We start from the raw sequence: 21,640 nt of genomic DNA, 5'->3' as shown, positions 1-21,640 counted from the left end.
ATGAAAATCAAATCAATCGAGCCGACTCCAAGTCCAAATACGATGAAAATTAATTTAGACGAAGAATTATCGGGCGGCAAAAGCAATAATTATAATGAAAAAAATGCAGACGGCGCTCCGCCGGTTATTCAAGATATATTGAAAATTGAAGGTGTAAAAGGCGTCTATCATGTTGCTGATTTTTTAGCGGTAGAACGCAATGCGAAATTTGACTGGAAGCAAATTTTGCCTCAAGTCCGCTCTGCATTTGGAGAGGAACTTTCAGAAACAAATGGTGAACAGGACACGTTAAACGACCATTTTGGTGAAGTGAAAGTGTATGTGCAAATGTTTAAAAACATTCCGATGCAAGTTAAGCTAACAGATGACTTAACGGAAGAACGTTTCGGTTTGCCAGAGCGTTTTAAACAGGCGATTGTTCAAATGCAAAGTGCATCCGATAATGTAGTGTTGGAGCGAAGCTGGAAAGAGCAAGGAGTCCGTTATGGGGATTTGAAGGATATCGGTCAGGAAGTTGTCGATGAACTGGCTGCTGCTTATCCTCAAGAACGCCTTGATCGACTCGTTCAATCGGCAAAAGCGGAACGAGAAGGTGAAAAGAACACCCAACCGCGTCCAGCATACGATGTGACGATCGAGATGATGAACGAAGAGGACTGGTCAAAGCGTTACGCACATTTGGAGCAAATGAATCCGACGGTCAATGATTTACCAGTGCTCGAAAAAGCTCTTCATGATGAAAAAGCATCTATTCGCCGATTGGCTACTGTTTATTTAGGGATGCTTGAAACAAAGGAAGTTCTTCCTTATTTATATGAGGCCTTAAAAGACAAGTCCGTCACGGTGCGCCGAACAGCGGGGGATTGTTTGTCAGACTTAGGCTATGAAGAAGCTATTCCGGCAATGTGCGAAGCTTTAGCTGATCGTAACAAACTCGTTCGCTGGAGGGCTGCTATGTACTTATATGAAGTGGGAGATGAAACGGCGCTCCCTGCTTTAAAAGAAGCAGAACATGATCCAGAGTTTGAAGTGAGCCTCCAAGTCAAAATGGCCATTGCTCGGATTGAAGGTGGAGAGGAAGCAAAAGGGTCTGTATGGAAGCAGATGACGGAATCAAGAAAAGCATAAACGCAATCCCCCGTCAGTGAATGTCGGGGGGATTGCGTTTATGCTTACCGAACACTAAATTCTAGTGGTTGCATCGTTTCGGAGATGACAATAGGCTGGTAACCTGCTTTTTCAGTGAAGGCAATAATGTGATCAAGTGCTTGGACTGTCACCGACTTGTCATGAAATAACACAATAGGAGTTGTTTTCGATTGCTCCAGTCGATTAATTTGCGGAAGGACATTGTGAATAACTTGCGCAGGTGATTTGGCATTCCAATCTAGGCTGTCCACATTCCAGTCCCATAGCTGAAGGCCAGCTGCTTTTAGTTGTGAGCGATGTGGCTCTTTTAAATAAGGAGCACTTCCGAAAGGAACACGGATAAGCGTGCTGTCTATTTTGGTAATGGCCTTTAAAGTGTCTTTACATTGTTGCATCTCCTGCAAAGCCGATCCATCATGAGCATAAATTTTATGGAGGTTGTGTGTAACGCCATGACACCCGACCGCATGGCCCTCTGCCGCTACCCGCTTCGTAATATTAGGAAAGCGTTTCATTTGTCCGTCTAACATAAAAAAGGTTGCCTTCACATTAAATTGTTTCAGAATATCTAAAATATAAGGTGTATCCGTCGTAGGGCCGTCATCAAACGTGAAATGAATGGGCTTTTGAATCCGCTGTTCGTTTTTGTCTAAGGTAGTGGATAAAACCTGAGGGTAATGTAAACTATTAATCTCTTTTTTTAATTCCTCTATATCGGAGGTTTGTTTTTGTGGGAGAGAAGCTGGTTGAATATGCCACTGCTCTTTTGCTTTTCCATCTTCAGTAGTCGAAGAGAAAATAAAAAATAGAACTAAAAGTAAAGTCCCTACGGCGGCATAAAACGGTTTTTTTGGTTTAGGGAGCCGTTTCATTAAAAAAATCCTTTCTACTTATGTAATATCTTATACTTCCATAATAGTATACTTTAATCTGTAATCCTAGTAGCGTTTAGTAAATTATGTTTATTTATGTTGAATTAAGTCGAACGAACTATATGAATCAATCTAGCACATTGGGCATGTCATGCCCAATGTGCTTAGGTGAACTTTTGAATGATTATTCAGAAGGTCTAAAGAATGTGTTGTGTACACCCCTCCACCAGTTAAATAGAATATATAGGAATTTATCGTTATTAAAGTAGTTCTTATTATAAAAATGAATGGTGTATCATTGCATTTTTTTGTGTATTTGTAGTATGCTTTTACCGTCAAAGGAATAGGAGGAATGTTGATTATGTCAATGGCATATGAAGAATATATGCGTCAAATGGTGAAGCCGATGCGTGAGGAGTTAACACGTGGCGGGTTTAAAGAATTAACTACTGCTGAAGAGGTAGAGGAATTCATGGAAAATGTAGAAGGTACGACATTTGTTGTTGTGAACTCGGTCTGCGGGTGTGCTGCTGGTTTAGCTCGTCCCTCTGCAACTCATGCGGTTTTGCATACTGAAAAGAAACCAGATCATCTTGTAACCGTATTTGCTGGTCAAGATAAAGAGGCGACAGCTAAAATGAGAGAGTACTTTACTGATTTAGAACCATCCTCTCCATCCATGGCTTTATTGAAAGGGAAAGAGGTTGTTCATTTCATTCCTCGACACGATATCGAAGGACAGGCGATTGAAATGATTTTTGAAAATATCATGTTGGCGTTCGATCAGCACTGTGAATAGACAGATTTCTAAGACCAAATGGATGTGGGCAAAGAGCTCACATCCATTTGGTTTATTTGATTCCTGAAAAAGTCTGATGTAGTCTTTTAAGAAAACGGATAAATGTGAAGGGAGAATGTCACCGCACATGACGTTAAGTCGAAGGGGTTAAAAGGTTAAGGAGGAAAAGTATGATTGTCACAACAGCGGGACGCACAAATGAAGAGATGATAGTAAAAGCGCAGAGTGTCGCTCAAGAATTGCATGTCCCCTATGTTCGGCGAAATAAGGAGGCTGTTAAGGATCTTCAAGAACAGGAAGAAGCAGATGTGCTTGTTGTAGGGAAAAATCGTTTGGAAATCCACCTAAAGGGCGGAAGTGAACCGATTTTTTTTCACCCTAACTCTTCCATGTTTCGAGCCAAACGGGTGATGGGGGGAGAAGCCGATCCATTTTTAGAGGCAGTTCAATTAGAAGCAGGCATGAGTCTACTTGATTGTACAGTAGGCTTGGCATCTGACAGCATCATTGCCAGTCTTGCAACAGGAGAAAAGGGACGAATTGTCGGATTAGAAGGAAACCGATTTCTAGCTTATCTCGTTAAACACGGTCTTCAAGAGTGGAGTACTGATTTACTGGAAATGAACGAAGCAATGAAACGCATTCAAATCGTTAATAAAAATTACGAAGCATATTTACATTGCTGTGAAGATAATAGTTTCGATGTCGTATATTTTGACCCAATGTTTCCAGAGAAAATTGAAGAGTCAAATGGCATCAAAGGATTAAGACAAGTAGCTCTCTATTCTTCTTTAACGGATGACGTCATCAAAGAAGCAAAGCGTGTAGCGAGAAATCGTGTTGTCTTGAAAGATCATTGGCAAAGCCCGCGTTTTGAGCAATTTGGCTTTAATGTGCAACGCCGGAAAACAGCTAAATTTCATTTTGGTGTCATGGAGCTCCGTTAATCTCACTCTTTATGCCTACCTTTTCATAGTTGTAAGCAGAAAAGGGAAAGCTAAAGATGGAGGTGACAACATGGCTAAACGTAAAAAAGACCACTCGAAATCAGAGCTAAATGCACCGAATGTACAAGGGCAAGGAACGACAACGTCAGAAACAGGTGCAGTGATGAAAGATTCTTCACGGATGAAGCAAGCACAAACGAAGCGATGATAAAAAAGACTGATGAAAAATGAACAATTTCTTCATCAGTGTCTGGAACCCTCTTTCACAATCCAGCAACAACGGCGATTGTGAAAGGGGGTTTTCAATTTAAGTATAAACATCCGTTTATGAGTGAGCTTTTTATAGGAGGTACCTAATCTGTGAACGTTAAAACTACGAAATAAATAAGCAGTAGTAGACTGGAAGCAATATAAACTGTATCCATCGTTTCACTCCTTTTCAGACTGTCAGTTCTTTATAAAATAAATGTACACTAAATACATTTATTTTATGCTGACGGATATTTAGTGTTTACCCTTTACACAGCCTCCGTGAATGGACTGTATAAAGGGTAAATTTCCTCTTAGTCCACTTTATATAATCCTCTATGAATTTTTTTCTGAACATGCGAATAAAAACATGAAACTTTTTTTCGTTTTATTCGTCTATATAAGATAAATAAGACAAGCTGTTTTAGCCTTTTGTTCAATTTAGGAGGGGATATGAACTAAAAATGTGAACGTTTCTGAACATTTCATTTATTTGCGGTTTCAAAATATGTAAGCGTGTTAATATACTCTATATAGATGGATCTAGTAAACTGCACATGTCGAAAGAATTGTCATGTGTAGTTTGCTAGACCTAAGCGTTTTCTACGGTTGGCGACAGACGCTTAGATGAACCTTTGAGAGCCCGTGCTAAGTAAAGCGGCTATATAAATCCGATTAGGAGATTAGTTGATTACGAGGTAGATAGGAAAGGATGAAGACGTATGCGTATGCCAAAATGGATGCGAAAAACGTTAATAACGTTAATAACGGTTTGTACATTTGGACTTGTGACGCCCCCGCATTATTTATATATAGATGAAGTAAAAGCAGATAAACCGACAAAAGCAGGATACATACGCCAGCATGATCCGCAACCTGTCGTTCAAATATTGGAGCAAGAACCGGAAGCCCCCATTTATGATGCAGATGCCTTTATTGATTTTGCCATTGAAGAAGCGGAGCGACAATCGTTAGAGAAGTTCGGTACTAAAATTGCTCCAGTGATTGAAGATGAATTCAAAGATGTCATTCTTCCAGAGATTGAAAAGGTTTTATCGGAATTTGCGGCTGAATGGCCGGAAGAACAACTTCGGGGTTTGCAGATTAGTGAAAAGCCGGCAGGTGGATATGGAGAAAAGATTTTTCATGTTTATAACAGGGAAACAGGGCAAGATGTCATTCGTTTTCATGTGAGGCGTGATCATCCACCTCAAGATGGTTATTGGTTTAATTTCCATTATCATACATGGGAAGACGGCTTTCAAAAGCATTATCCATTAGGCGACATTTATTGGGATGTGAATACGCCGCCTAAATGGCTGAATTAAACATAAAATCCTTTCTGCCAAGGCTGTCTGAAAAGGAATCCTTTTTAGGCAGCCTCTTACATAACTTTTTCTAAATATTACAATCTCTTACTCAGAAGTGATTATGATACAATGATAAAACAATAGAGTAAGAGAGGGAGTTGGCGATGAAAACGAGATACGTGCTGTGTTCATTGCTTCTATTGCTGTTATTACCTACGGTTACGTATTCTTCATATGAACAAGATGGACTAGCCTTGAAGAACAGTGCGATCTTTCGCGACATTGTGTTTCAACGAAGTGAAAATGCTCCACTTCTAGGGGAATTGGTGTATGTACCTAAAGAGATATTTGACAACAAGGAAGGGATTAAAATAGTCGAGCGGCTTTCTGGAATTAATCCTGTTGTGTTAAAAGGGATGCGAGAAAAGCAGCTTCGTATTAAATTGTTTACAGGGAAGTTAACCGATCAGTATGCGTTTTCCCATCTTAAAGGGGTTAAGCCAAGAGGATATAGTGAAAATGGCCCGACATGGGATTTTGTCCCTGGGGCTGGCGGTTCAAAGATGGTGTATGTCCGAATTGGAAGCAGCTCGAAAGGACAGGGGCACGGTTCAGTGAATTTGGAGCTACATGAGACGGCACATACGATTGATAAATATGTATTGAATGAAATTAGGAACCATCCGGATTTTTTAGCGGCATGGCAAACAGAAAGGGAACAGCTTTTCCCTGGAAGAGGTTATTTTTTAATGTATCCGGAAGAGTATTTTGCGGAAACGTTTGCGATGTTTTATTTTAGTCGCTTAACAAGAAATCAATTGAAAGAGCGCGCTCCTAATACGTACCATTTTCTTCAAAAAACGTTAGAGCAGACAGATAAAGCATTCTTGCGAGTAAAGAGAAGGAGTATAGAAAAAGGCTGATTCAAAAGTATATTTTGAGTCAGTCTTTTTTTTGTCATGTAGACAGGCTGTAGATGAATAAACCTAAAGTAAACGCTTATGTAAAAGAGGTGTCACCATTGCCAAAACAACAAAAGAACGACTTTACTCGAATGAAGTCATATGAGCCTTTTCATAGCCGATATGACCCTTGTAAGCCAATTGGGAAAAAATATTATTCAACGCCGCCGAATCTTTATATAGGATTTCAGCCACCGAATCTGCAGCAGTACAGTCCAAAAGAAGCGTTGAAAAAAGGGACTTTATGGCCTGCTTTTTGGGATGACTATCAAAATCCATACGAAGATAAAAGGGGGCGTGATGGATGAAACAGTTGTCCGAAGAATATTATCGAAGCTTAGAGGAGATTCAGGCGGTTGATTTTGTGCTCGTGGAATTAACGCTTTATTTAGATACACATCCAAATGATTACCAGGCATTACAGCAATTCAATCAATATGCTCAGCAAAGCATGCAGCTTAAACGAACCTTTGAAGTGAAATTTGGCCCTCTTCAGCAGTATGGGAACAGTTATACTGATGCGGATTGGAGCTGGGGCACAAGTCCGTGGCCGTGGCAAGTATAGGAGGAATTACAAAATGTGGGTTTATGAAAAAAAACTTCAGTATCCAGTAAAAGTAAGTACGTGCAACCCAACACTTGCCAAGTATTTGATTGAACAGTACGGGGGAGCAGATGGCGAACTTGCAGCCGCACTACGCTATTTAAATCAACGGTACACCATTCCTGATAAAGTGGTGGGGCTTTTAACCGATATCGGAACAGAAGAATTTGCTCATCTTGAAATGATTGCAACGATGATATATAAGCTGACCAAAGATGCGACGCCAGAACAGTTAAAAGAAGCAGGGCTGGCTCCACATTATGTGAATCACGATAGTGCATTGTTTTACCATAATGCCGGGGGAGCGCCTTTTACAGCAACGTATATTCAAGCAAAAGGTGACCCGATTGCAGATCTTTATGAAGATATAGCGGCTGAAGAAAAAGCAAGAGCGACGTATCAATGGATTATTGATATGTCAGATGACCCAGATTTAAACGACGGCTTACGTTTTTTACGAGAGCGAGAAGTTATTCATTCCCAGCGTTTTCGAGAAGCGGTTGAAATTTTGAAAGAAGAACGTGACCGTAAGAAAGTGTTTTAAGAGGATAATCCGCCATGAACATCCACCGTTCATTGGCGGTTTTTTCTGTCATAATTAGGAATTATCCTGCTGTTTAACGGCACGTTTCAACAAATCTTTTAGGCGAAGGGTTGAAATTAACAGGTGATAGATATACTATTTTAATAGTCAGAAAAATAGGTAAAAGAGGAGTTTCTACATGAGCACATTTATTCAAGACAAAATGAAGTCTTTTCAAGACAATTATCAAAATCGTGGCAGATTATTAATTAGCTGTCCTGACCAGCCTGGGATTGTCGCGGCTGTTTCTCAATTTTTATTTGAACATGAAGCCAATATTGTGGAGTCCAGTCAATATTCAACAAACCACGAGGGCGGCACATTCTTTATGCGAGTAGAGTTTGAATGTGAGCAATTAAAAGAGCGGGAAGAACAGCTCGAAGCAGATTTTCAAAATATTGCTGGGAAATTTGGGATGCAATGGAACTTTACATATGGATACCATGTAAAACGCACGGCTATTTTCGTTTCTAAAGAGCCGCATTGTTTGCTTGAATTGCTTTGGGAGTGGCAGAGCGGTGATTTAATGACTGATATTGCTCTTGTCATTAGTAATCATGAAGATTCACGTGAAGTAGTAGAGTCGCTTGGAATTCCGTTTTATTATATTCCGGCAAATAAAGAGAACCGTCAAGAAGTGGAACTGAAGCAACTTCAACTGTTAAAAGAGCATCAGATCGATCTCATTGTTCTTGCTCGCTATATGCAAATTTTAACACCTAACTTTGTTGCGGCACATCCGAGCCGTATCATTAATATTCACCATTCATTTTTACCAGCATTTGTTGGAGCGAAGCCATATGAGCGTGCATATGAGCGCGGGGTGAAGTTAATTGGAGCAACATCGCATTATGTAACGGACGAGCTTGACCAAGGGCCAATTATCGAGCAGGGGATTGAGCGTGTAAATCACCGAGATAATGTAGAGTCATTGAAGAAAATCGGCCGTTCCATTGAGCGTAGTGTATTGGCAAGAGCTGTGAAGTGGCATTTAGAAGATCGGATTATCGTTCATCAAAATAAAACAATTGTATTCAATTAAAAAAAGACCCGTTTGGGTCTTTTTTTAATTGACTGGATGGATGAGGAGATTATGCCGATTTAGCTAGAATCAATCTCTCATGTCGTTTAAAATAGAAAGGAACGTTAATTAAAGGATGTGTATGTGTTGAAGCAGTATTTGGATTTATGCAAACATGTATTAGAGAACGGAACAAAGAAGGAAGATCGGACAGGTACGGGAACAATTAGTACATTTGGCTATCAAATGCGCTTTAATTTACAAGATGGTTTCCCTGTCATTACGACGAAAAAGCTGCATTTAAAAAGTATTATCCATGAGCTTCTCTGGTTTTTACAGGGAGATACGAATGTGAAATATTTACAGGATAACGGTGTCCGAATTTGGAACGAGTGGGCAGATGAAAACGGGGAATTAGGACCTGTGTACGGGCATCAGTGGCGTTCGTGGCCAACAGCGAATGGAGAACAGATTGACCAAATTTCGAACTTAATTGAGCAAATTAAACATAATCCGGATTCCCGCCGTCATATCGTCAGTGCGTGGAATGTAGCAGATGTCGATAACATGGCTTTGCCGCCATGTCATTGCTTATTCCAGTTTTACGTAGCGGATGGCAAACTTTCTTGTCAGCTTTACCAGCGTTAATAATGAGCGCCTTTACAGAGAAATCTGTATCGAAAACCTTGCTAAACGGGGAAACTCTTTTCAAAGACAATCCCGTGCTAAATTTTATTTTTTGTAGGTGATGTAATGAAATCTACAAAGAATAAATAAACGCCGAACGACTATCCCACAATGGGAGTAGAATCCAAGCGATGGGGATTCGAAATGCAAGGGGTCTCTAAAAGAGATCGTGATATAGTCTCATCCCTATGGTGACATAGGGCAGCCGAATTAGGCGGATTAAGTGTAGCGAACTTAATTGAAGATCATGTCAGCTGACGTATTTTTAGGAGTGCCATTCAATATTGCGTCATATGCGTTGTTAACGATGATGATTGCACAAGTATGTGATTTAGAACCGGGTGAATTTATTCATACATTTGGCGATGTGCATATTTACTCCAATCACGTAGAACAGGTGAAATTACAGCTAACGCGTGAACCGAAAGAACTTCCGCAAATGAAAATTAATCCAGAAGTTACATCAATTTTTGATTTTAAATTTGAAGATTTTGAGCTCGTTAATTATGAAGCACACCCACATATTAAAGGCGAGGTGAGTGTATGATTTCATTAATTGCCGCAATGGATCAAAACCGTTTAATTGGCCAAAACAATGATTTGCCATGGCGTTTGCCGGCCGATTTGGCATATTTTAAAAAAATAACGATGGGGAATACCATTGTGATGGGCAGAAAAACGTTTGAATCCATTGGCAAACCGCTTCCCGGTCGTGAAAACGTGGTGGTAACGAGCCAGGAAGGTTATGAAGCAGACGGTGTATCCATCGTTCATTCCATTGAAGAGCTTCTTCAATTAAATAAAGATGGAGAAGAGCTGTTTGTAATTGGCGGGGCTCATCTATATGAGCAAACATTGCAACAGGCAGATCGCCTTTATTTGACAGAAATTCAAGAGGAATTTGAAGGTGATGCTTATTTTCCGGCTCTCGATAAGCGTGAGTGGGAACTTAGTTCAAAAACAGAAGGTATAAGAGATGAAAAAAATCCGTACCTTTACTTCTTTACGGTGTATAACCGAATTAAATAATGTTTCGTTTTACCGATAATACCATCGAGCATGAACAATTTGCTTGTTCGCGCTCGATGGTATTTGAAATTTGAGATGAGAAATTCGGAGGAGCAACATGATACGATCGATTTATTGGTTTATGTATTTTTTCGGTTTTTTAGTGTACAGTTTGCCTTTTTTACGGAAGGTAAAAGAGCTGCCTGCATCCATGAGTGTAGAGGAGCGTGACCGAAAAATTCATGAAGTGCCGAAACGGTGGGCACGAGATTTAGTCAACTTAACAGGTTCGACTGTAACGGTTAAGGGAGCGGAGCATATACCTGAAGGACCTGTGTTGTTTGTAAGTAATCATCAAGGAAATTTTGATATTCCAGTATTGATGAGCTCAATTGAGAAGCCGTTTGGATTTATTTCAAAAGTGGAAGTGAAAAAAATTCCGCTTGTACCGAAATGGATGGAAGTGATGAATTGTGTCTTTATTGACCGAAGTAATCGCCGTCAATCGATTCAGGCCATTAAAGATGGTATTCAAACTTTACAGGATGGGCATTCGCTTGTTATTTTTCCGGAAGGAACGAGAAGCAAAGGGGGGCCTGTTTCTGAGTTTAAAGGAGGCGGACTTCGGATGGCATTCGATGCGAATGTGCCGATTGTCCCTGTTACGATTCAGGGCACGTATAAAATTATGGAACAAAATAAATTCGGTTTTACACCGGCCCATGTAGAAGTCATCCTTTCTAAACCTTTTGTCAAACATATGGAAGAAAAAGTAGACAGCAAGGAAGCGGCTCGTCTTATTCGAGAAACAATTGTAGAGAAGTTAGAGAAAGCTCATAAATGAAGAAAAGGAGTGTTGTCATAACGCCTAAACATTTCAAAAAATAACTGTTTTTCCGTTTCATAGAAAATGGACTAGATTTTCGTAACGGTCCATTTTGTGGGTCTGTTGGCGAAGACGAAAATCTTCTTCGCCAACAGACCCTTTTTATTTTTAAAATTGTTTAAAAAATTAGAAAAAACACTTAATTAAATCTTATTTCGTGATATAATGTACAAATCATAAGGGAAAAAGAGGAAGGAAGTTGAATATGGGACAACAAGTTGAAAACAAAGTGAAAGCCGTTCATTTGGAGGACATTTTGATTGCAAATCAAATGATCAAAGATGTCGTCATTCATACTCCCTTACAGCGAAATAATTTATTGTCCGAACGATATGAGTGTAATGTTTATTTGAAACGTGAAGATTTGCAGGCTGTTCGTTCGTTTAAACTACGCGGTGCGTACAATAAAATCAAAAAACTGAGCGAAGCAGAGCTTGTGAACGGGATTGCTTGTGCGAGTGCAGGGAATCATGCGCAAGGAGTGGCTTATGCTTGCCGTCAACTTGACATTCAAGGGAAAATTTTCATGCCGAGCACGACCCCAAGACAAAAAGTGAATCAAGTGCAGTTTTTAGGTAAGGACAATGTCGAAATTATTTTAGTTGGTGATACATTTGATGATTCGTACGAGCAAGCGATTGCGTGCAGCAATGCGGAGAGCCGAACATTTATCCACCCATTCGACGATGTTGACGTGATTGCCGGACAAGGGACGGTTGCAGTTGAAATGCTGAATGACTGTGAAGAGGACATTGATTATGTCTTTGCAAGCATCGGAGGAGGTGGACTCATTTCAGGAGTCGGCACCTACATTAAAAGTGTGTCTCCGCAAACAAAGCTAGTTGGTGTAGAGCCGAAAGGTGCACCAAGTATGAAGGAATCGATTTTACGAGGAGAGGTCATCCCTCTTGAGAAAATTGATCCATTTGTTGACGGCGCAGCTGTGAAAAAAGTGGGGACCATTGCTTATGACATCAGCAAGGAAATTGTCGATGATATTGTCGTTGTTCCAGAAGGGAAAGTATGTACAACCATCTTATCTCTCTATAATGAAAATGCGATTGTAGCGGAACCAGCTGGAGCGATGCCGATTGCTGCATTAGATGCGTACGCCAATGAAATTAAAGGGAAAACAGTTGTATGCATCGTAAGCGGAGGGAACAATGATATTGGCCGGATGCAAGAAATTAAAGAGCGATCAATGATTTATGAAGGGCTCCAACATTATTTTATTGTCAATTTTCCTCAACGTGCAGGTGCATTAAGGGAATTTTTAGATGAAGTGCTTGGACCAAATGATGATATTAGCCGGTTTGAGTATACGAAGAAAAATAATAAAGACAGCGGGCCTGCATTAGTCGGAATCGAATTGAAATATAAAGAAGATTATTTTTCGTTAATCGATCGGTTGAATAAAAAAGGATTTCCTTTTACTGAAGTGAACAAAGATAGCAATTTGTTTCATTTACTTATTTAAACTTAAAACAGTGCGGCTTTCCAAACGGGAAAGTCGCATTGTTTTATTCATACGGTGAAACCGTGGGCTCCCTTTTTTAGTCGCATTGATAGCGAAATTTAAAAATGAATCCAACAGAAAAAGACAATATTCGTGTTGGAAGTAAGGTATAATATAAAAAACGGGTGAAAAAGAGGATTGATATTTTGCTATTGAAAAGCCTAGAATTTAAACATGTAAATGGGCAGAAGGTAAAAATCATTGAAATTCCTGTAATGGAGGATGATCACACTTATCGGTTCATGATTTCAATTCGGCTTGAGTCATTGATAAAAACCATTCACTATAATCAAACCCCGAAAGCAGTATATTCGTTTAAAGAACATTTAAAACGAGTGCTGACGTGGAAACAGTATGAACGTATTTTTAAGGAGACGGTCTTAAAGAATAACGCCTAAGTAAAGAGTCAATGTGAAAAGTCGGAAAGAAGAAATGAAAGCGCCTTCTTTTCGGCTTTTCTTTTTGTTTCGTCTGAACGGGTGGTAAGATTTTTCTTTTCTATATAAAAATGTAAAAGCGAAGACATTGCTGTTTTAGGTTGCCCACATACGTTGGAACAATTGCCTCGCCTTATACTTGATAAGCCCGCCAACCATCCGTTGGAGGGTTTTTAAAAATGAAAATCCGCTACAACAGAGCGAAGCGATTTTCTTTCTCGTTTGTTTTAGAGATGGTATAATAAGGCTCAAGTTTTTGTAAGAGGTGAAAAGATGACTAAAATTAAAATCATTACTGATTCAACGGCAGATTTATCAGCGGAGGAAGTTGAACAGTATGGCATAGAAGTCGTTCCATTATCAATTGTTATTGATGAAGAAAGCTTTTTAGATGGCGTACATATTACACCGAAGCAGTTTCTTGAGCGCATGGCTTCATCTAAAGAACTGCCGAAAAGTTCACAACCACCTGTCGGAAAGTTTGTGGAAGTATATGAAACCTATATTAAACAAGGCTATGACATTATTTCCATCCATATGACAGGTGGCATGAGTGGGACAGTACGTTCTGCGGAGAGTGCGGCTCAAATGGTAGAAGGCAATGTGAAAGTTATTGATTCTATGTATATATCCAGAGCGCTAGGTTTTCAAGCGATAGAAGCGGCAAAGATGGCTGAACAAGGAAAAACAATAGAAGAAATCATGAAACGCCTCGAGGAAATTCGTACAAACACTTCTTTATTTGTGGTAGTTGACACGCTTGAAAATTTGATAAAGGGTGGCAGAATTGGACGCGGACAAGCGTTTATTGGTTCATTATTAAATATTAAACCGATTGCCTCTCTTGAAGATGGTGTCTATAATCCTATAGCAAAGGTACGTAGCCATTCTCAAGTTGTCAAGTATTTGACGAAAAAGTTTGAAGAAGAAACGGCGGGGAAAACGGTCAAAAAAATTGGACTGGCACATGCAGAAGGCTTAGAACTTGCTGAAAAACTTAAGCAATCGCTTATGAAAACGACTGGATATGTTGACTTTCCTATTGGCTACACGACACCTGTAATCTCCACACATACAGGAAAGGGAGCTATTGGTTTTATGTATTATGCTGAATGAGAAAAACTCCTTGTTTTAAGGAGTTTTTCTCATTCACTAGTAAAGTCACAAGCGTACTGGCTTATAATGTTTTTACACAATGAATATTTTTAATTTTTGGAAATATGATATAATTTTATCGTAATAAGACATATAGGAGATTGAGTGGTGAAAAATTTGAGGACGTATTTGAAAAATTTGAGTGTGTTTAACAAAACGGTTCTATTTTCCACCTTTATTGTTATTTTAGTAGGGTTAGGAACAGCCTACATTAGCTACCAAACTCAAAAAAACGCCATTCAGGAGGTACTATCGAATCAAGCGCTCGGCACGGCAAATTTATGGAAAAATACTTTGTCTATTCAAGATATTCAAATAGCAGCACGTGAGCAGCCACAATCTGATTTTTATACACAAAAGATTAAACAAACCATTCAAAAAATTAGCACCGATCAATCTTCCTACTTTATCGCTTCCATTTTGTTAGCGGAACCAATGGACGATGATAAGATAAAAGTATTAGCGACCGGAAGTGAGCAAGTTGAAGCGGGATTAGGAGAAAAGCAGGTTTACACCGCTTCAAAAGAATTCATGAGTGCTTATAACCGTACTCTTCGCTTAAAGACACCTTCTTATTCCAACGTGTACGAGGATTCGTTTGGTACATGGATTACGGGATATGTACCCATTATGGATGAAAATCAGAACGTAATAGCCGTATTTGCCATCGACATTGATGCGAGTTTATTAATAACGTATCAGCGAAAGCTCATTGCGTCACTTGTTGTAAGCTGCATCATCTTATTTACTATCATTATTTTTTTCCAAGACTGGGGTTTAAGGAAATTGATGTCCCCGCTGAAAGAACTTCTAAACGGTATTCAGCAAGTAAGCAGAGGGAACTTTCAAGTACGTATGAGGCAAATTGATAAATCTGAAATTGGAGATATAAGCTGGCAATTCAATGAAATGACGAAAAAACTGCAAATATTGTTTGACCAAGTAGCGGCTACGACAGAACACTTTGGTGAAAAAGTGAATCCGAAAGAGCCGCTGAAAGGAATTGAAAAAGCCATTGATGAAATGGAAATGATTATTGAACGGACAAAGCTTCAAAAAGAGCTCCAGCGTGCAGAAAAATTAAATGCGATTGGCCAACTAGCCGCCTCTGTCGCGCACGAAATTCGAAATCCGATGACGGTTGTCAAAGGTTTTTTGCAAATTTTTCAGCAAAAGGAAAATTTCACCGAAGATGAAAGAGGCTATGTGGAACTGATGATTAATGAAATGAACCGTGCAGAACTTATTATTAATGACTATCTTTCACTGGCCCGTCCCGATATGGAGCATAAGGAGAGCATCGATTGTGCTGCTTGTTTAACAAATTTAGTAGAATTGCTGTCCTCTTATGCTTTGCTGACAAATAATATTGAAATTGAGCTGGATGTGAGTCAACAAGTGCATGTCAAAGGAAGCAAAAATGAATTAAATCAAGTGCTCCTTAACATTATGAAAAATGGAATTGAGGCAATGAAAGATGGAGGAGTATTAAAGGTACAGCTGTCGGCGGATTTAGAATTTGTCCATATAACCATTGCTGATACTGGAATTGGTATGTCACATGAAGAACTACAGCGACTTGGAACTCCCTTTTATTCATTGAAAGAAAAAGGGACAGGAATTGGCATGATGGTTTCTTACCAGCTCATTGAGAAAATGAAAGGTAAAATTACCGTAACGAGTGAAAAAGAAAAAGGAACGACTTTTATTGTATCGCTCCCTCGTCTGTTTCCTCCTTCTCCAAATGAAAATGCCATTGCCTAATAAAATATGGATTTAATAGGAAAAGAAGTTTTGACAGTCAAGTGAAATAGGTTTTCACCATTTTTATAGTTTGTTAAAATGGAAAAAGAGGTAAAAATTTAACAAACAGGGAGCATGAGCGTAGTGATAAAAAGAAGGATGAAAACCATATTTATACTAATGTCAGCAGCCATTCTACTAACCGCATGCGGTTCGAAAATTCCTGATCCGCTGAACTGGAAGGTGGATGATTTCACCTATACAGATCAACAAAATAATGCTTTCGGTCTTTCAGATTTAAAAGGGAAGGTATGGATTGCAAACTTTATTTTTACGAACTGTGAAACAGTTTGCCCGCCGATGACGGCAAATATGGCTAAATTGCAGCAAAAAATGAAAGATGAAGGATTGGACGTAAACTTTGTTTCATTTAGTGTAGATCCTGAAAATGATACACCAGAAGTGTTGACAGAATATATGAAAACGTACAACGCAGACTTAAACAATTGGCATCTATTAACAGGATATGAACAAGAACATATTGAGCAGTTTGCGTTAAAACAATTTAAAACCATTGTGCAAATGCCAAAGCAAAGCAATCAAGTTATTCACGGGACGGACTTTTATTTAGTTGACCAAGAAGGAATGGTTATGAAAACATACAGCGGCGTATCAGATACACCGTACGATGAAATTATTGAACATGTCAAAGCCCTTCAGTAATTAGCGATTTACATAATAAAATGGATGTGTATAATAAATGTACATGTCCATTTTTTTATTGGTTGAATTGTCGGCGTAAGCTCTACTTAATGAATAAAATGAATGTAGTGTTTAATTAAACATTTTAAGATAATATGATAGCGAAATTAAAGTGAAACTTAGACAAAACGTAGGTGTTTTTTATGAAGAAAAAATGGTTTTATGCCTTCATCTGCACATGCCTTCTTACGGCGTGTTCATCACCCGCTTTTTTAATGAAAAATGCTTCTGAAATACAAAAAAAGCAGGCAAACCTTGAAGTAAAAGCTCATATACCGAAAGATTTCTTTCCAATTGATTTGAATATAGTTGCAATTGGTGATTCTTTAACAGAAGGGGTTGGAGATTCAAGTAAACAAGGGGGATATGTGCCTCATGTAGTGAACTTTATTTCCGAACAAAAAGCGGTGGCGGATGTTAGTGTCACTAATTTGGGGAAACGAGGAAATCGGACGGATCAATTACTTGAACGCTTAAATCAAGAGGAGATTGCCGCCCAAATAAACCGTGCGGATATTGTATTCATGACGATTGGTGGAAATGATATGATGAAAGTCGTTCGGGACTTTTTTTATAATATTTCTCTTGAAACATTTGAGAAGGAACAAAGCAAATATGAAAAAAGATTGTCACAAGTGTTAAGTCGTATGCGTCAGTTGAATCCAGATGCTCACATTTATTTAGTTGGTTTTTATAATCCCTTTTTACATTCATTGAAATCAGTCAATGAAATTAACGTTATTGTCAAACAATGGAATGAAGCGAGTGAAAAAGTGGCGCAGCGTTATGAGGATGTGACATATGTAAGTGTGGAAGATGTATTCCAAGTGCAGGACTCCTTATTGGCAAAAGATCAGTTTCATCCGAACAAAAAAGGGTATGAATTAATGGCACAAAGAATTAATGAATATGTGTTGGAACAGCAAAGCGAGAGAAATGGGCTCGAATTGCCGAAAACGGAAGAGGAGTAAGGAGTTAGTAGAATGAAAAAGTGGAAATGGTTATTTATTAGTCTTTTAGCCGCGAACATCGTGTTTTGGATTATTGTAGGTGGACTGGCTCTACAACCTTCTAAAGAAAAGGAACTTTCTCTACAGGAAACGACGGGAACGAAAGCGGTATCCTTAGGGATTACAGCGAAGAAAGAAGATTTAAACATCATGATCAATGAATATTTACAAAAAGAATTTAATAAGCAACCTTTAAACTATGAAATTCGTTTAACGGATAAAGTGGAAGTATACGGGACGATTGAAGCGTTCGGCAATAATCTTGATATTACGATGGATTTTGAGCCGGAAGTGCAAAGTGATGGCAACCTTGTATTAAAGCAAGAATCGTTATCAGTCGGTCAGTTGAGCCTTCCTGTTAAAACGGTGTTGAAATATGTGAATAATAACTTCTCATTGCCTCAATGGGTTCAAATTAATTCAAAGGAAGAGTCCGTGTACGTTGCTTTACAAGAAATGAAATTGAAAAGTGATTTTCGAGTAAAAGTAAAGAAATTTGATTTAAAGAAAAACGATATTGAATTTACGTTAACAGCTAATTATTGAATAGGCACATATGAAAAACACGATGGGAGCTAGGCTGCTCATCGTGTTTTTCTATGCTCGAACAATCACGGTTGCGCTAATATTGAGCAATTAATGCTTCTAAGCTAGGTTTGCCCGCCAGAAGACCAACAGCATAAATCGTGTAGGAACGATTAGGACGCAAACGGATTGGGGGAAGTTCTAAAACAACTTTGTCTGTTCCAGCAGCACGAACTTCCAGATTGACTGTCATAGGCGTTAATGGCAAGTAATCTGTCACTTCTTTAAACGTCACGTCAGCGAAGACGACGTCTCCATTTTTTACTGCAATATCAACTGCTGGAGCATCAGGTGATAGGTGAATAAATCGCACTTTCGACTCCCCAGGAGGAACATCTCCATTATCATAAATAAACAGTAAATCAAGATCAGCAAGCTTGCCGACAGCGGCTACCGTATATTTTTGCCCGTTGTTAAAGGTGAAGGTTCCGCTTAATACGGGTTTATCTGTTTGACCTGCAGGATAAATGTCTATTTGATATCGGCCCGCGTCCGGTAGAGGCAAATAATCTGTTTCTTGCTTGTAAGTAAGGTGGCGAATGATGCGCTTTCCATTTAAGTATACATCCACGGATGGTGCATCTGGAGAGGCGTGGAAGACACGTACCATCGGCTGTGTATGATTTGCATCGTTCTTGGAACGGTGCGCATTCGTCATCATTTTATTCATATATGTTAGATGTTTTTGATAATACATGATATGAAGACGTGGATCAGAGTATTTATAGTAGTTTGCGAGCAAATCGTACATGAGGGCTTTCTGGTAATACTTATCCATTATTAGATCAGCTCCTTTTAAATGGATTTTATTTGTATATGTGGAAAGAAAAAGTGAATAAGGTACGTAACAAATATATGCATATGAATCAAACATATGATGTGTTTTTACAGATGGGCGCAATAACCAATTATACAGTGCAAACATAAGATGAGAATGAACAGAACCTTCATAAAGCAGGAGTGGCTGTCAAGAGAGGAAGCAAGGACAGTGAAAGCAGGATGAAGGAGGAAAAGGAGTGGGAGTATGCGCGCCTTTTATTTGACGCTAGTTCGCCTCATGATTATAGGCATTCTTCTTATATTAGTACTAGGTAGCTTTACGACATATACGGTCGCTGTTGATCATGTAGAAATGTTTTTATATAAGTGGACGGAAAAAGAGAAAACGGTTAAACGAGAGGGAGGGGTGGAGCATGAATAGTCAAAGAGCGAATCGTTTTTTTTCCATATTTCGATATATGCTTGTTATATATGTAGTTATCTTTTCGTGGCTATTTGTGACGCTCATTCCAAGTGTGTTCGGGTTTCGCGTTAGTGTTGTTGAGCAGGCACAGGAGGGCAGCGCCGATATTCCAACAGGGGCGATTATTATTTCTAAACCATTAGAAGAGGGCGGAAATTTTTTTAGAAAATTTGCGGTGAAGGAAAATAACATCGTAAATGAGAAACAGGATGATGAAAGAGAAATTCCGTTCGTCGTTGAGACAAAACTGAATTCACAAGAAATAAAGCAGGGAGAATACCTGTATTACATTCCCTTTGTTGGATATATAGTAGAACCACTTAAACAATCGGTCATTCCTTTATTTATGTTGTTCATATTTCTTTACTTCTTTACTTATAGAATACAGCAGCCTAAAAGCTAAAGGAAACTATATAGAGGTTGTCCTTAATAATTCGGCACCTCTATTCAATTGAGAAGCATCACAAACGTTGATCCAGACAACTTGAGTTTTCCCGCAAAGGTTAGAAAATGTGACACGACTGTTCTTTGGTCATGTCACATTTTCTAGGTCGATTTATATAGAAAAACATTTTTGATAATATTTCCATAAAAATAATGCAAAATTACATATTCCCATATTATACTAGTAGATAGGAACTCGCAAATGAGGGTGAATATATGGGGAAATTCTTATTTCAAGAGTTATTTAATGTTTCGATTGTTCCTACGCTTGTTATGAAGCGAAGCGGGGAAATCTTATTTGTTAACGATGCATTTCTATTATTGCACCAAGTGGATCGAACTGAGCTTATTGGACGAATTTTCCGTGAGGTCGAACAGTTGCTATCGGTCTCAATAGAGGATTTCACTGAGGTTATGAAAAGTGATGGGAAATTTGATCTCGTTAAAACAAATGTTCATGGACAATCTTTACATATTTATATGCAGTGTCTTCATATAGAAGAATATGAAGAACCGCTATTTGTCATGCAATGGAATGAATTTTCGTATAACATCCAAAAGCAAGAAGAAATTATTCGGAAAATGAAGCAATACAAACAATTCATTAAGCAGAGTCAGGACGCGTTTATCGTAACAACTGACGGGATTATTCGATATATGAATCCAGCAGGGGTGCGCCTTTTTGGGGGAAAAGAAAAAGAAGAGTTTATAGGAAAACTTTTTTGCGATTTTGTTCATCCTAGCAATGCTTCCGTTGTACAGGAGCGAATGAATCGATTAATGCTTGACCTTCCAATTGAGCCGAGAGCAGAAATGAAGCTTTTGACGGAGAAAGGTGTCGTCTTCATTGAGTCTTCTGCCACCAAAGTAACGTTTAAAGGGAAAGAGGCTATTCAATATTTTATTCGGGACGTTACGGACCGAAAACATTATGATGAGATGCTGAATAAATCGGAAAAATTGACCATCGTCAGCAAGCTTGCGGCAGGAGTTGCGCATGAAATTCGAAATCCTATGACAGCGATTAAAGGCTTTATTCAGCTTTTGAAAGCTTCGAAGCAATATAACGAAGAGTACAGCGATATTATGCTTGAAGAACTAAATCGGGTTGAGTCTATTATTCATGAATTTTTAACGCTGGCAAAACCGAAAAGAGAGAGTCAGTATGCTCAAACGAGCTTAAAGCAGATTTTACAGCATGTGACGTTACTGTTGGCGACACATGCTAGTTATAAAGATTGCCAAATTAATACGATGTTTCCAGATGAATCTGTTGAGATTAGTGGTGAAGAAAATGCGCTAAAGCAAGTGCTAATTAATGTTATTCAAAATGGATTAGAATCGATGTCAAAAGGGATTGTAACAGTCATGCTGGAGAAGCTGGATGATGCTGCGAAAATTACCATTCAGGATGAAGGGTGTGGGATAAAGGAAGAAGATCTTTCCCGTATTGGAGAGCCGTTTTTTTCCACGAAACCTGCTGGCACCGGGCTAGGCTTAATGATTAGTTACCGCATTATCGAGCAACACAATGGTCGTATGGAAGTATTTAGCAAAGTGGGGGAAGGAACGACCGTCGAAATTCTTCTCCCGCTTATAAAGGAAAACGTTGAAGTTTAAGAAACGACAACGTTTTCCTTTTTGTTTTTTCTAGAAAAGATTGATGCT

The 21,640-nt window shown here is 38.9% G+C and carries 25 protein-coding genes and 1 pseudogene; 24 read left to right on the top strand and 2 right to left on the bottom strand.

Features of this window, described 5'->3' with window-relative positions:
• On the top strand, positions 1-1,128 hold the full coding sequence (locus ACXAEO_RS13680; RefSeq protein ID WP_474881925.1) for a conserved virulence factor C family protein: 1,128 nt from the start codon (positions 1-3) through the stop codon (positions 1,126-1,128).
• Between the two features lie 44 nt (positions 1,129-1,172).
• On the opposite strand, the gene ACXAEO_RS13675 is transcribed toward ACXAEO_RS13680, so the two are convergent.
• Complete coding sequence (locus tag ACXAEO_RS13675; RefSeq protein ID WP_474881923.1) at positions 1,173-2,021, bottom strand: polysaccharide deacetylase family protein; 849 nt, start codon at positions 2,019-2,021, stop codon at positions 1,173-1,175.
• Between the two features lie 361 nt (positions 2,022-2,382).
• Here ACXAEO_RS13675 and ACXAEO_RS13670 point away from each other — a divergent pair, with 361 nt between their 5' ends.
• The 20 genes and pseudogenes from ACXAEO_RS13670 to ACXAEO_RS13575 all read left to right on the top strand — a co-directional run bounded on the left by ACXAEO_RS13670 (position 2,383) and on the right by ACXAEO_RS13575 (position 18,246).
• Positions 2,383-2,820 carry a BrxA/BrxB family bacilliredoxin gene (locus ACXAEO_RS13670; protein WP_474881921.1) on the top strand — a complete coding sequence of 146 codons (438 nt, stop codon included), beginning with the start codon at positions 2,383-2,385 and terminating at the stop codon, positions 2,818-2,820.
• Between the two features lie 170 nt (positions 2,821-2,990).
• Positions 2,991-3,767 carry a class I SAM-dependent methyltransferase gene (locus tag ACXAEO_RS13665; RefSeq protein ID WP_474881919.1) on the top strand — a complete coding sequence of 259 codons (777 nt, stop codon included), beginning with the start codon at positions 2,991-2,993 and terminating at the stop codon, positions 3,765-3,767.
• A gap of 70 nt (positions 3,768-3,837) precedes the next feature.
• Positions 3,838-3,975, top strand: a complete 138-nt coding sequence (locus ACXAEO_RS13660; RefSeq protein WP_474881916.1) for a YuzL family protein — start codon at positions 3,838-3,840, stop codon at positions 3,973-3,975.
• 769 nt (positions 3,976-4,744) lie between these two features.
• Positions 4,745-5,344, top strand: a complete 600-nt coding sequence (locus tag ACXAEO_RS13655) for a YpjP family protein (protein WP_474884154.1) — start codon at positions 4,745-4,747, stop codon at positions 5,342-5,344.
• Positions 5,345-5,490: 146 nt separating this feature from the next.
• Entirely contained in the window at positions 5,491-6,249 is a 759-nt protein-coding gene (locus ACXAEO_RS13650) for an anthrax toxin lethal factor-related metalloendopeptidase (RefSeq protein WP_474881913.1), read from the top strand.
• 131 nt (positions 6,250-6,380) lie between these two features.
• A complete protein-coding gene (locus ACXAEO_RS13645) occupies positions 6,381-6,596 on the top strand; it encodes a spore coat associated protein CotJA (protein ID WP_474884151.1) in 216 nt (71 codons plus the stop codon).
• Positions 6,593-6,853 (top strand): spore coat protein CotJB, encoded by a 261-nt coding sequence (locus ACXAEO_RS13640; RefSeq protein ID WP_474881911.1) that lies wholly within the window; start codon positions 6,593-6,595, stop codon positions 6,851-6,853. The genes ACXAEO_RS13645 and ACXAEO_RS13640 overlap by 4 nt, the downstream gene beginning before the upstream one ends.
• 13 nt (positions 6,854-6,866) lie before the next feature.
• Positions 6,867-7,436 (top strand): spore coat protein CotJC, encoded by a 570-nt coding sequence (gene cotJC / locus ACXAEO_RS13635; RefSeq protein WP_474881909.1) that lies wholly within the window; start codon positions 6,867-6,869, stop codon positions 7,434-7,436.
• 178 nt (positions 7,437-7,614) lie between these two features.
• Positions 7,615-8,517 carry a formyltetrahydrofolate deformylase gene (purU, locus tag ACXAEO_RS13630; RefSeq protein WP_474881907.1) on the top strand — a complete coding sequence of 301 codons (903 nt, stop codon included), beginning with the start codon at positions 7,615-7,617 and terminating at the stop codon, positions 8,515-8,517.
• Positions 8,518-8,643: 126 nt separating this feature from the next.
• A pseudogene (thyA, locus tag ACXAEO_RS13625) lies at positions 8,644-9,141 on the top strand (thymidylate synthase); the annotation flags it as partial.
• Positions 9,142-9,430: 289 nt separating this feature from the next.
• Complete coding sequence (gene thyA, locus ACXAEO_RS13620) at positions 9,431-9,730, top strand: thymidylate synthase (RefSeq protein WP_474881905.1); 300 nt, start codon at positions 9,431-9,433, stop codon at positions 9,728-9,730.
• On the top strand, positions 9,727-10,212 hold the full coding sequence (gene folA, locus ACXAEO_RS13615; protein ID WP_474881902.1) for a type 3 dihydrofolate reductase: 486 nt from the start codon (positions 9,727-9,729) through the stop codon (positions 10,210-10,212). The genes thyA (ACXAEO_RS13620) and folA overlap by 4 nt, the downstream gene beginning before the upstream one ends.
• 97 nt (positions 10,213-10,309) lie before the next feature.
• Positions 10,310-11,035, top strand: coding sequence for a lysophospholipid acyltransferase family protein (locus ACXAEO_RS13610; protein WP_474881900.1), 726 nt, complete (start codon positions 10,310-10,312; stop codon positions 11,033-11,035).
• A gap of 247 nt (positions 11,036-11,282) precedes the next feature.
• Complete coding sequence (gene ilvA, locus ACXAEO_RS13605) at positions 11,283-12,554, top strand: threonine ammonia-lyase IlvA (RefSeq protein WP_474881897.1); 1,272 nt, start codon at positions 11,283-11,285, stop codon at positions 12,552-12,554.
• 185 nt (positions 12,555-12,739) lie between these two features.
• Positions 12,740-12,991, top strand: coding sequence for a DUF2535 family protein (locus tag ACXAEO_RS13600; RefSeq protein WP_474881895.1), 252 nt, complete (start codon positions 12,740-12,742; stop codon positions 12,989-12,991).
• Positions 12,992-13,303: 312 nt separating this feature from the next.
• A complete protein-coding gene (locus ACXAEO_RS13595; RefSeq protein WP_474881893.1) occupies positions 13,304-14,146 on the top strand; it encodes a DegV family protein in 843 nt (280 codons plus the stop codon).
• A 147-nt stretch (positions 14,147-14,293) separates the two neighbouring features.
• Positions 14,294-15,949: an ATP-binding protein gene (locus tag ACXAEO_RS13590; protein WP_474881891.1), complete on the top strand. Its 1,656-nt coding sequence runs from the start codon at positions 14,294-14,296 to the stop codon at positions 15,947-15,949.
• 138 nt (positions 15,950-16,087) lie between these two features.
• On the top strand, positions 16,088-16,651 hold the full coding sequence (locus ACXAEO_RS13585) for an SCO family protein (RefSeq protein ID WP_474881889.1): 564 nt from the start codon (positions 16,088-16,090) through the stop codon (positions 16,649-16,651).
• Between the two features lie 182 nt (positions 16,652-16,833).
• Positions 16,834-17,661 (top strand): SGNH/GDSL hydrolase family protein, encoded by an 828-nt coding sequence (locus ACXAEO_RS13580; RefSeq protein WP_474881886.1) that lies wholly within the window; start codon positions 16,834-16,836, stop codon positions 17,659-17,661.
• A gap of 12 nt (positions 17,662-17,673) precedes the next feature.
• Positions 17,674-18,246: a YpmS family protein gene (locus tag ACXAEO_RS13575; protein WP_474881882.1), complete on the top strand. Its 573-nt coding sequence runs from the start codon at positions 17,674-17,676 to the stop codon at positions 18,244-18,246.
• 76 nt (positions 18,247-18,322) lie between these two features.
• Here ACXAEO_RS13575 and ACXAEO_RS13570 read toward each other — a convergent pair whose 3' ends face one another.
• On the bottom strand, positions 18,323-19,063 hold the full coding sequence (locus ACXAEO_RS13570) for a DUF4397 domain-containing protein (protein WP_474881879.1): 741 nt from the start codon (positions 19,061-19,063) through the stop codon (positions 18,323-18,325).
• Positions 19,064-19,309: 246 nt separating this feature from the next.
• Between ACXAEO_RS13570 and ACXAEO_RS13565 the strand changes: the two genes are divergently transcribed.
• From ACXAEO_RS13565 to ACXAEO_RS13555, 3 genes are all read left to right on the top strand, one after another.
• Positions 19,310-19,486 (top strand): hypothetical protein, encoded by a 177-nt coding sequence (locus ACXAEO_RS13565; protein ID WP_474881876.1) that lies wholly within the window; start codon positions 19,310-19,312, stop codon positions 19,484-19,486.
• On the top strand, positions 19,479-19,931 hold the full coding sequence (locus tag ACXAEO_RS13560) for a hypothetical protein (protein ID WP_474881873.1): 453 nt from the start codon (positions 19,479-19,481) through the stop codon (positions 19,929-19,931). Before ACXAEO_RS13565 ends, ACXAEO_RS13560 begins: the two co-directional genes overlap by 8 nt.
• A 257-nt stretch (positions 19,932-20,188) precedes the next feature.
• The gene (locus ACXAEO_RS13555) at positions 20,189-21,592 is read left to right on the top strand and encodes an ATP-binding protein (protein WP_474881869.1); all 1,404 of its coding nucleotides are present in this window, start codon (positions 20,189-20,191) and stop codon (positions 21,590-21,592) included.
• Positions 21,593-21,640: the final 48 nt, after the last annotated feature.

Source organism: Bacillus sp. ABA4_010, assembly GCF_056159105.1.
The sequence above is the reverse complement of the archived record's forward strand: the minus strand, read 5'-3'. Positions and strand labels throughout refer to the sequence as shown.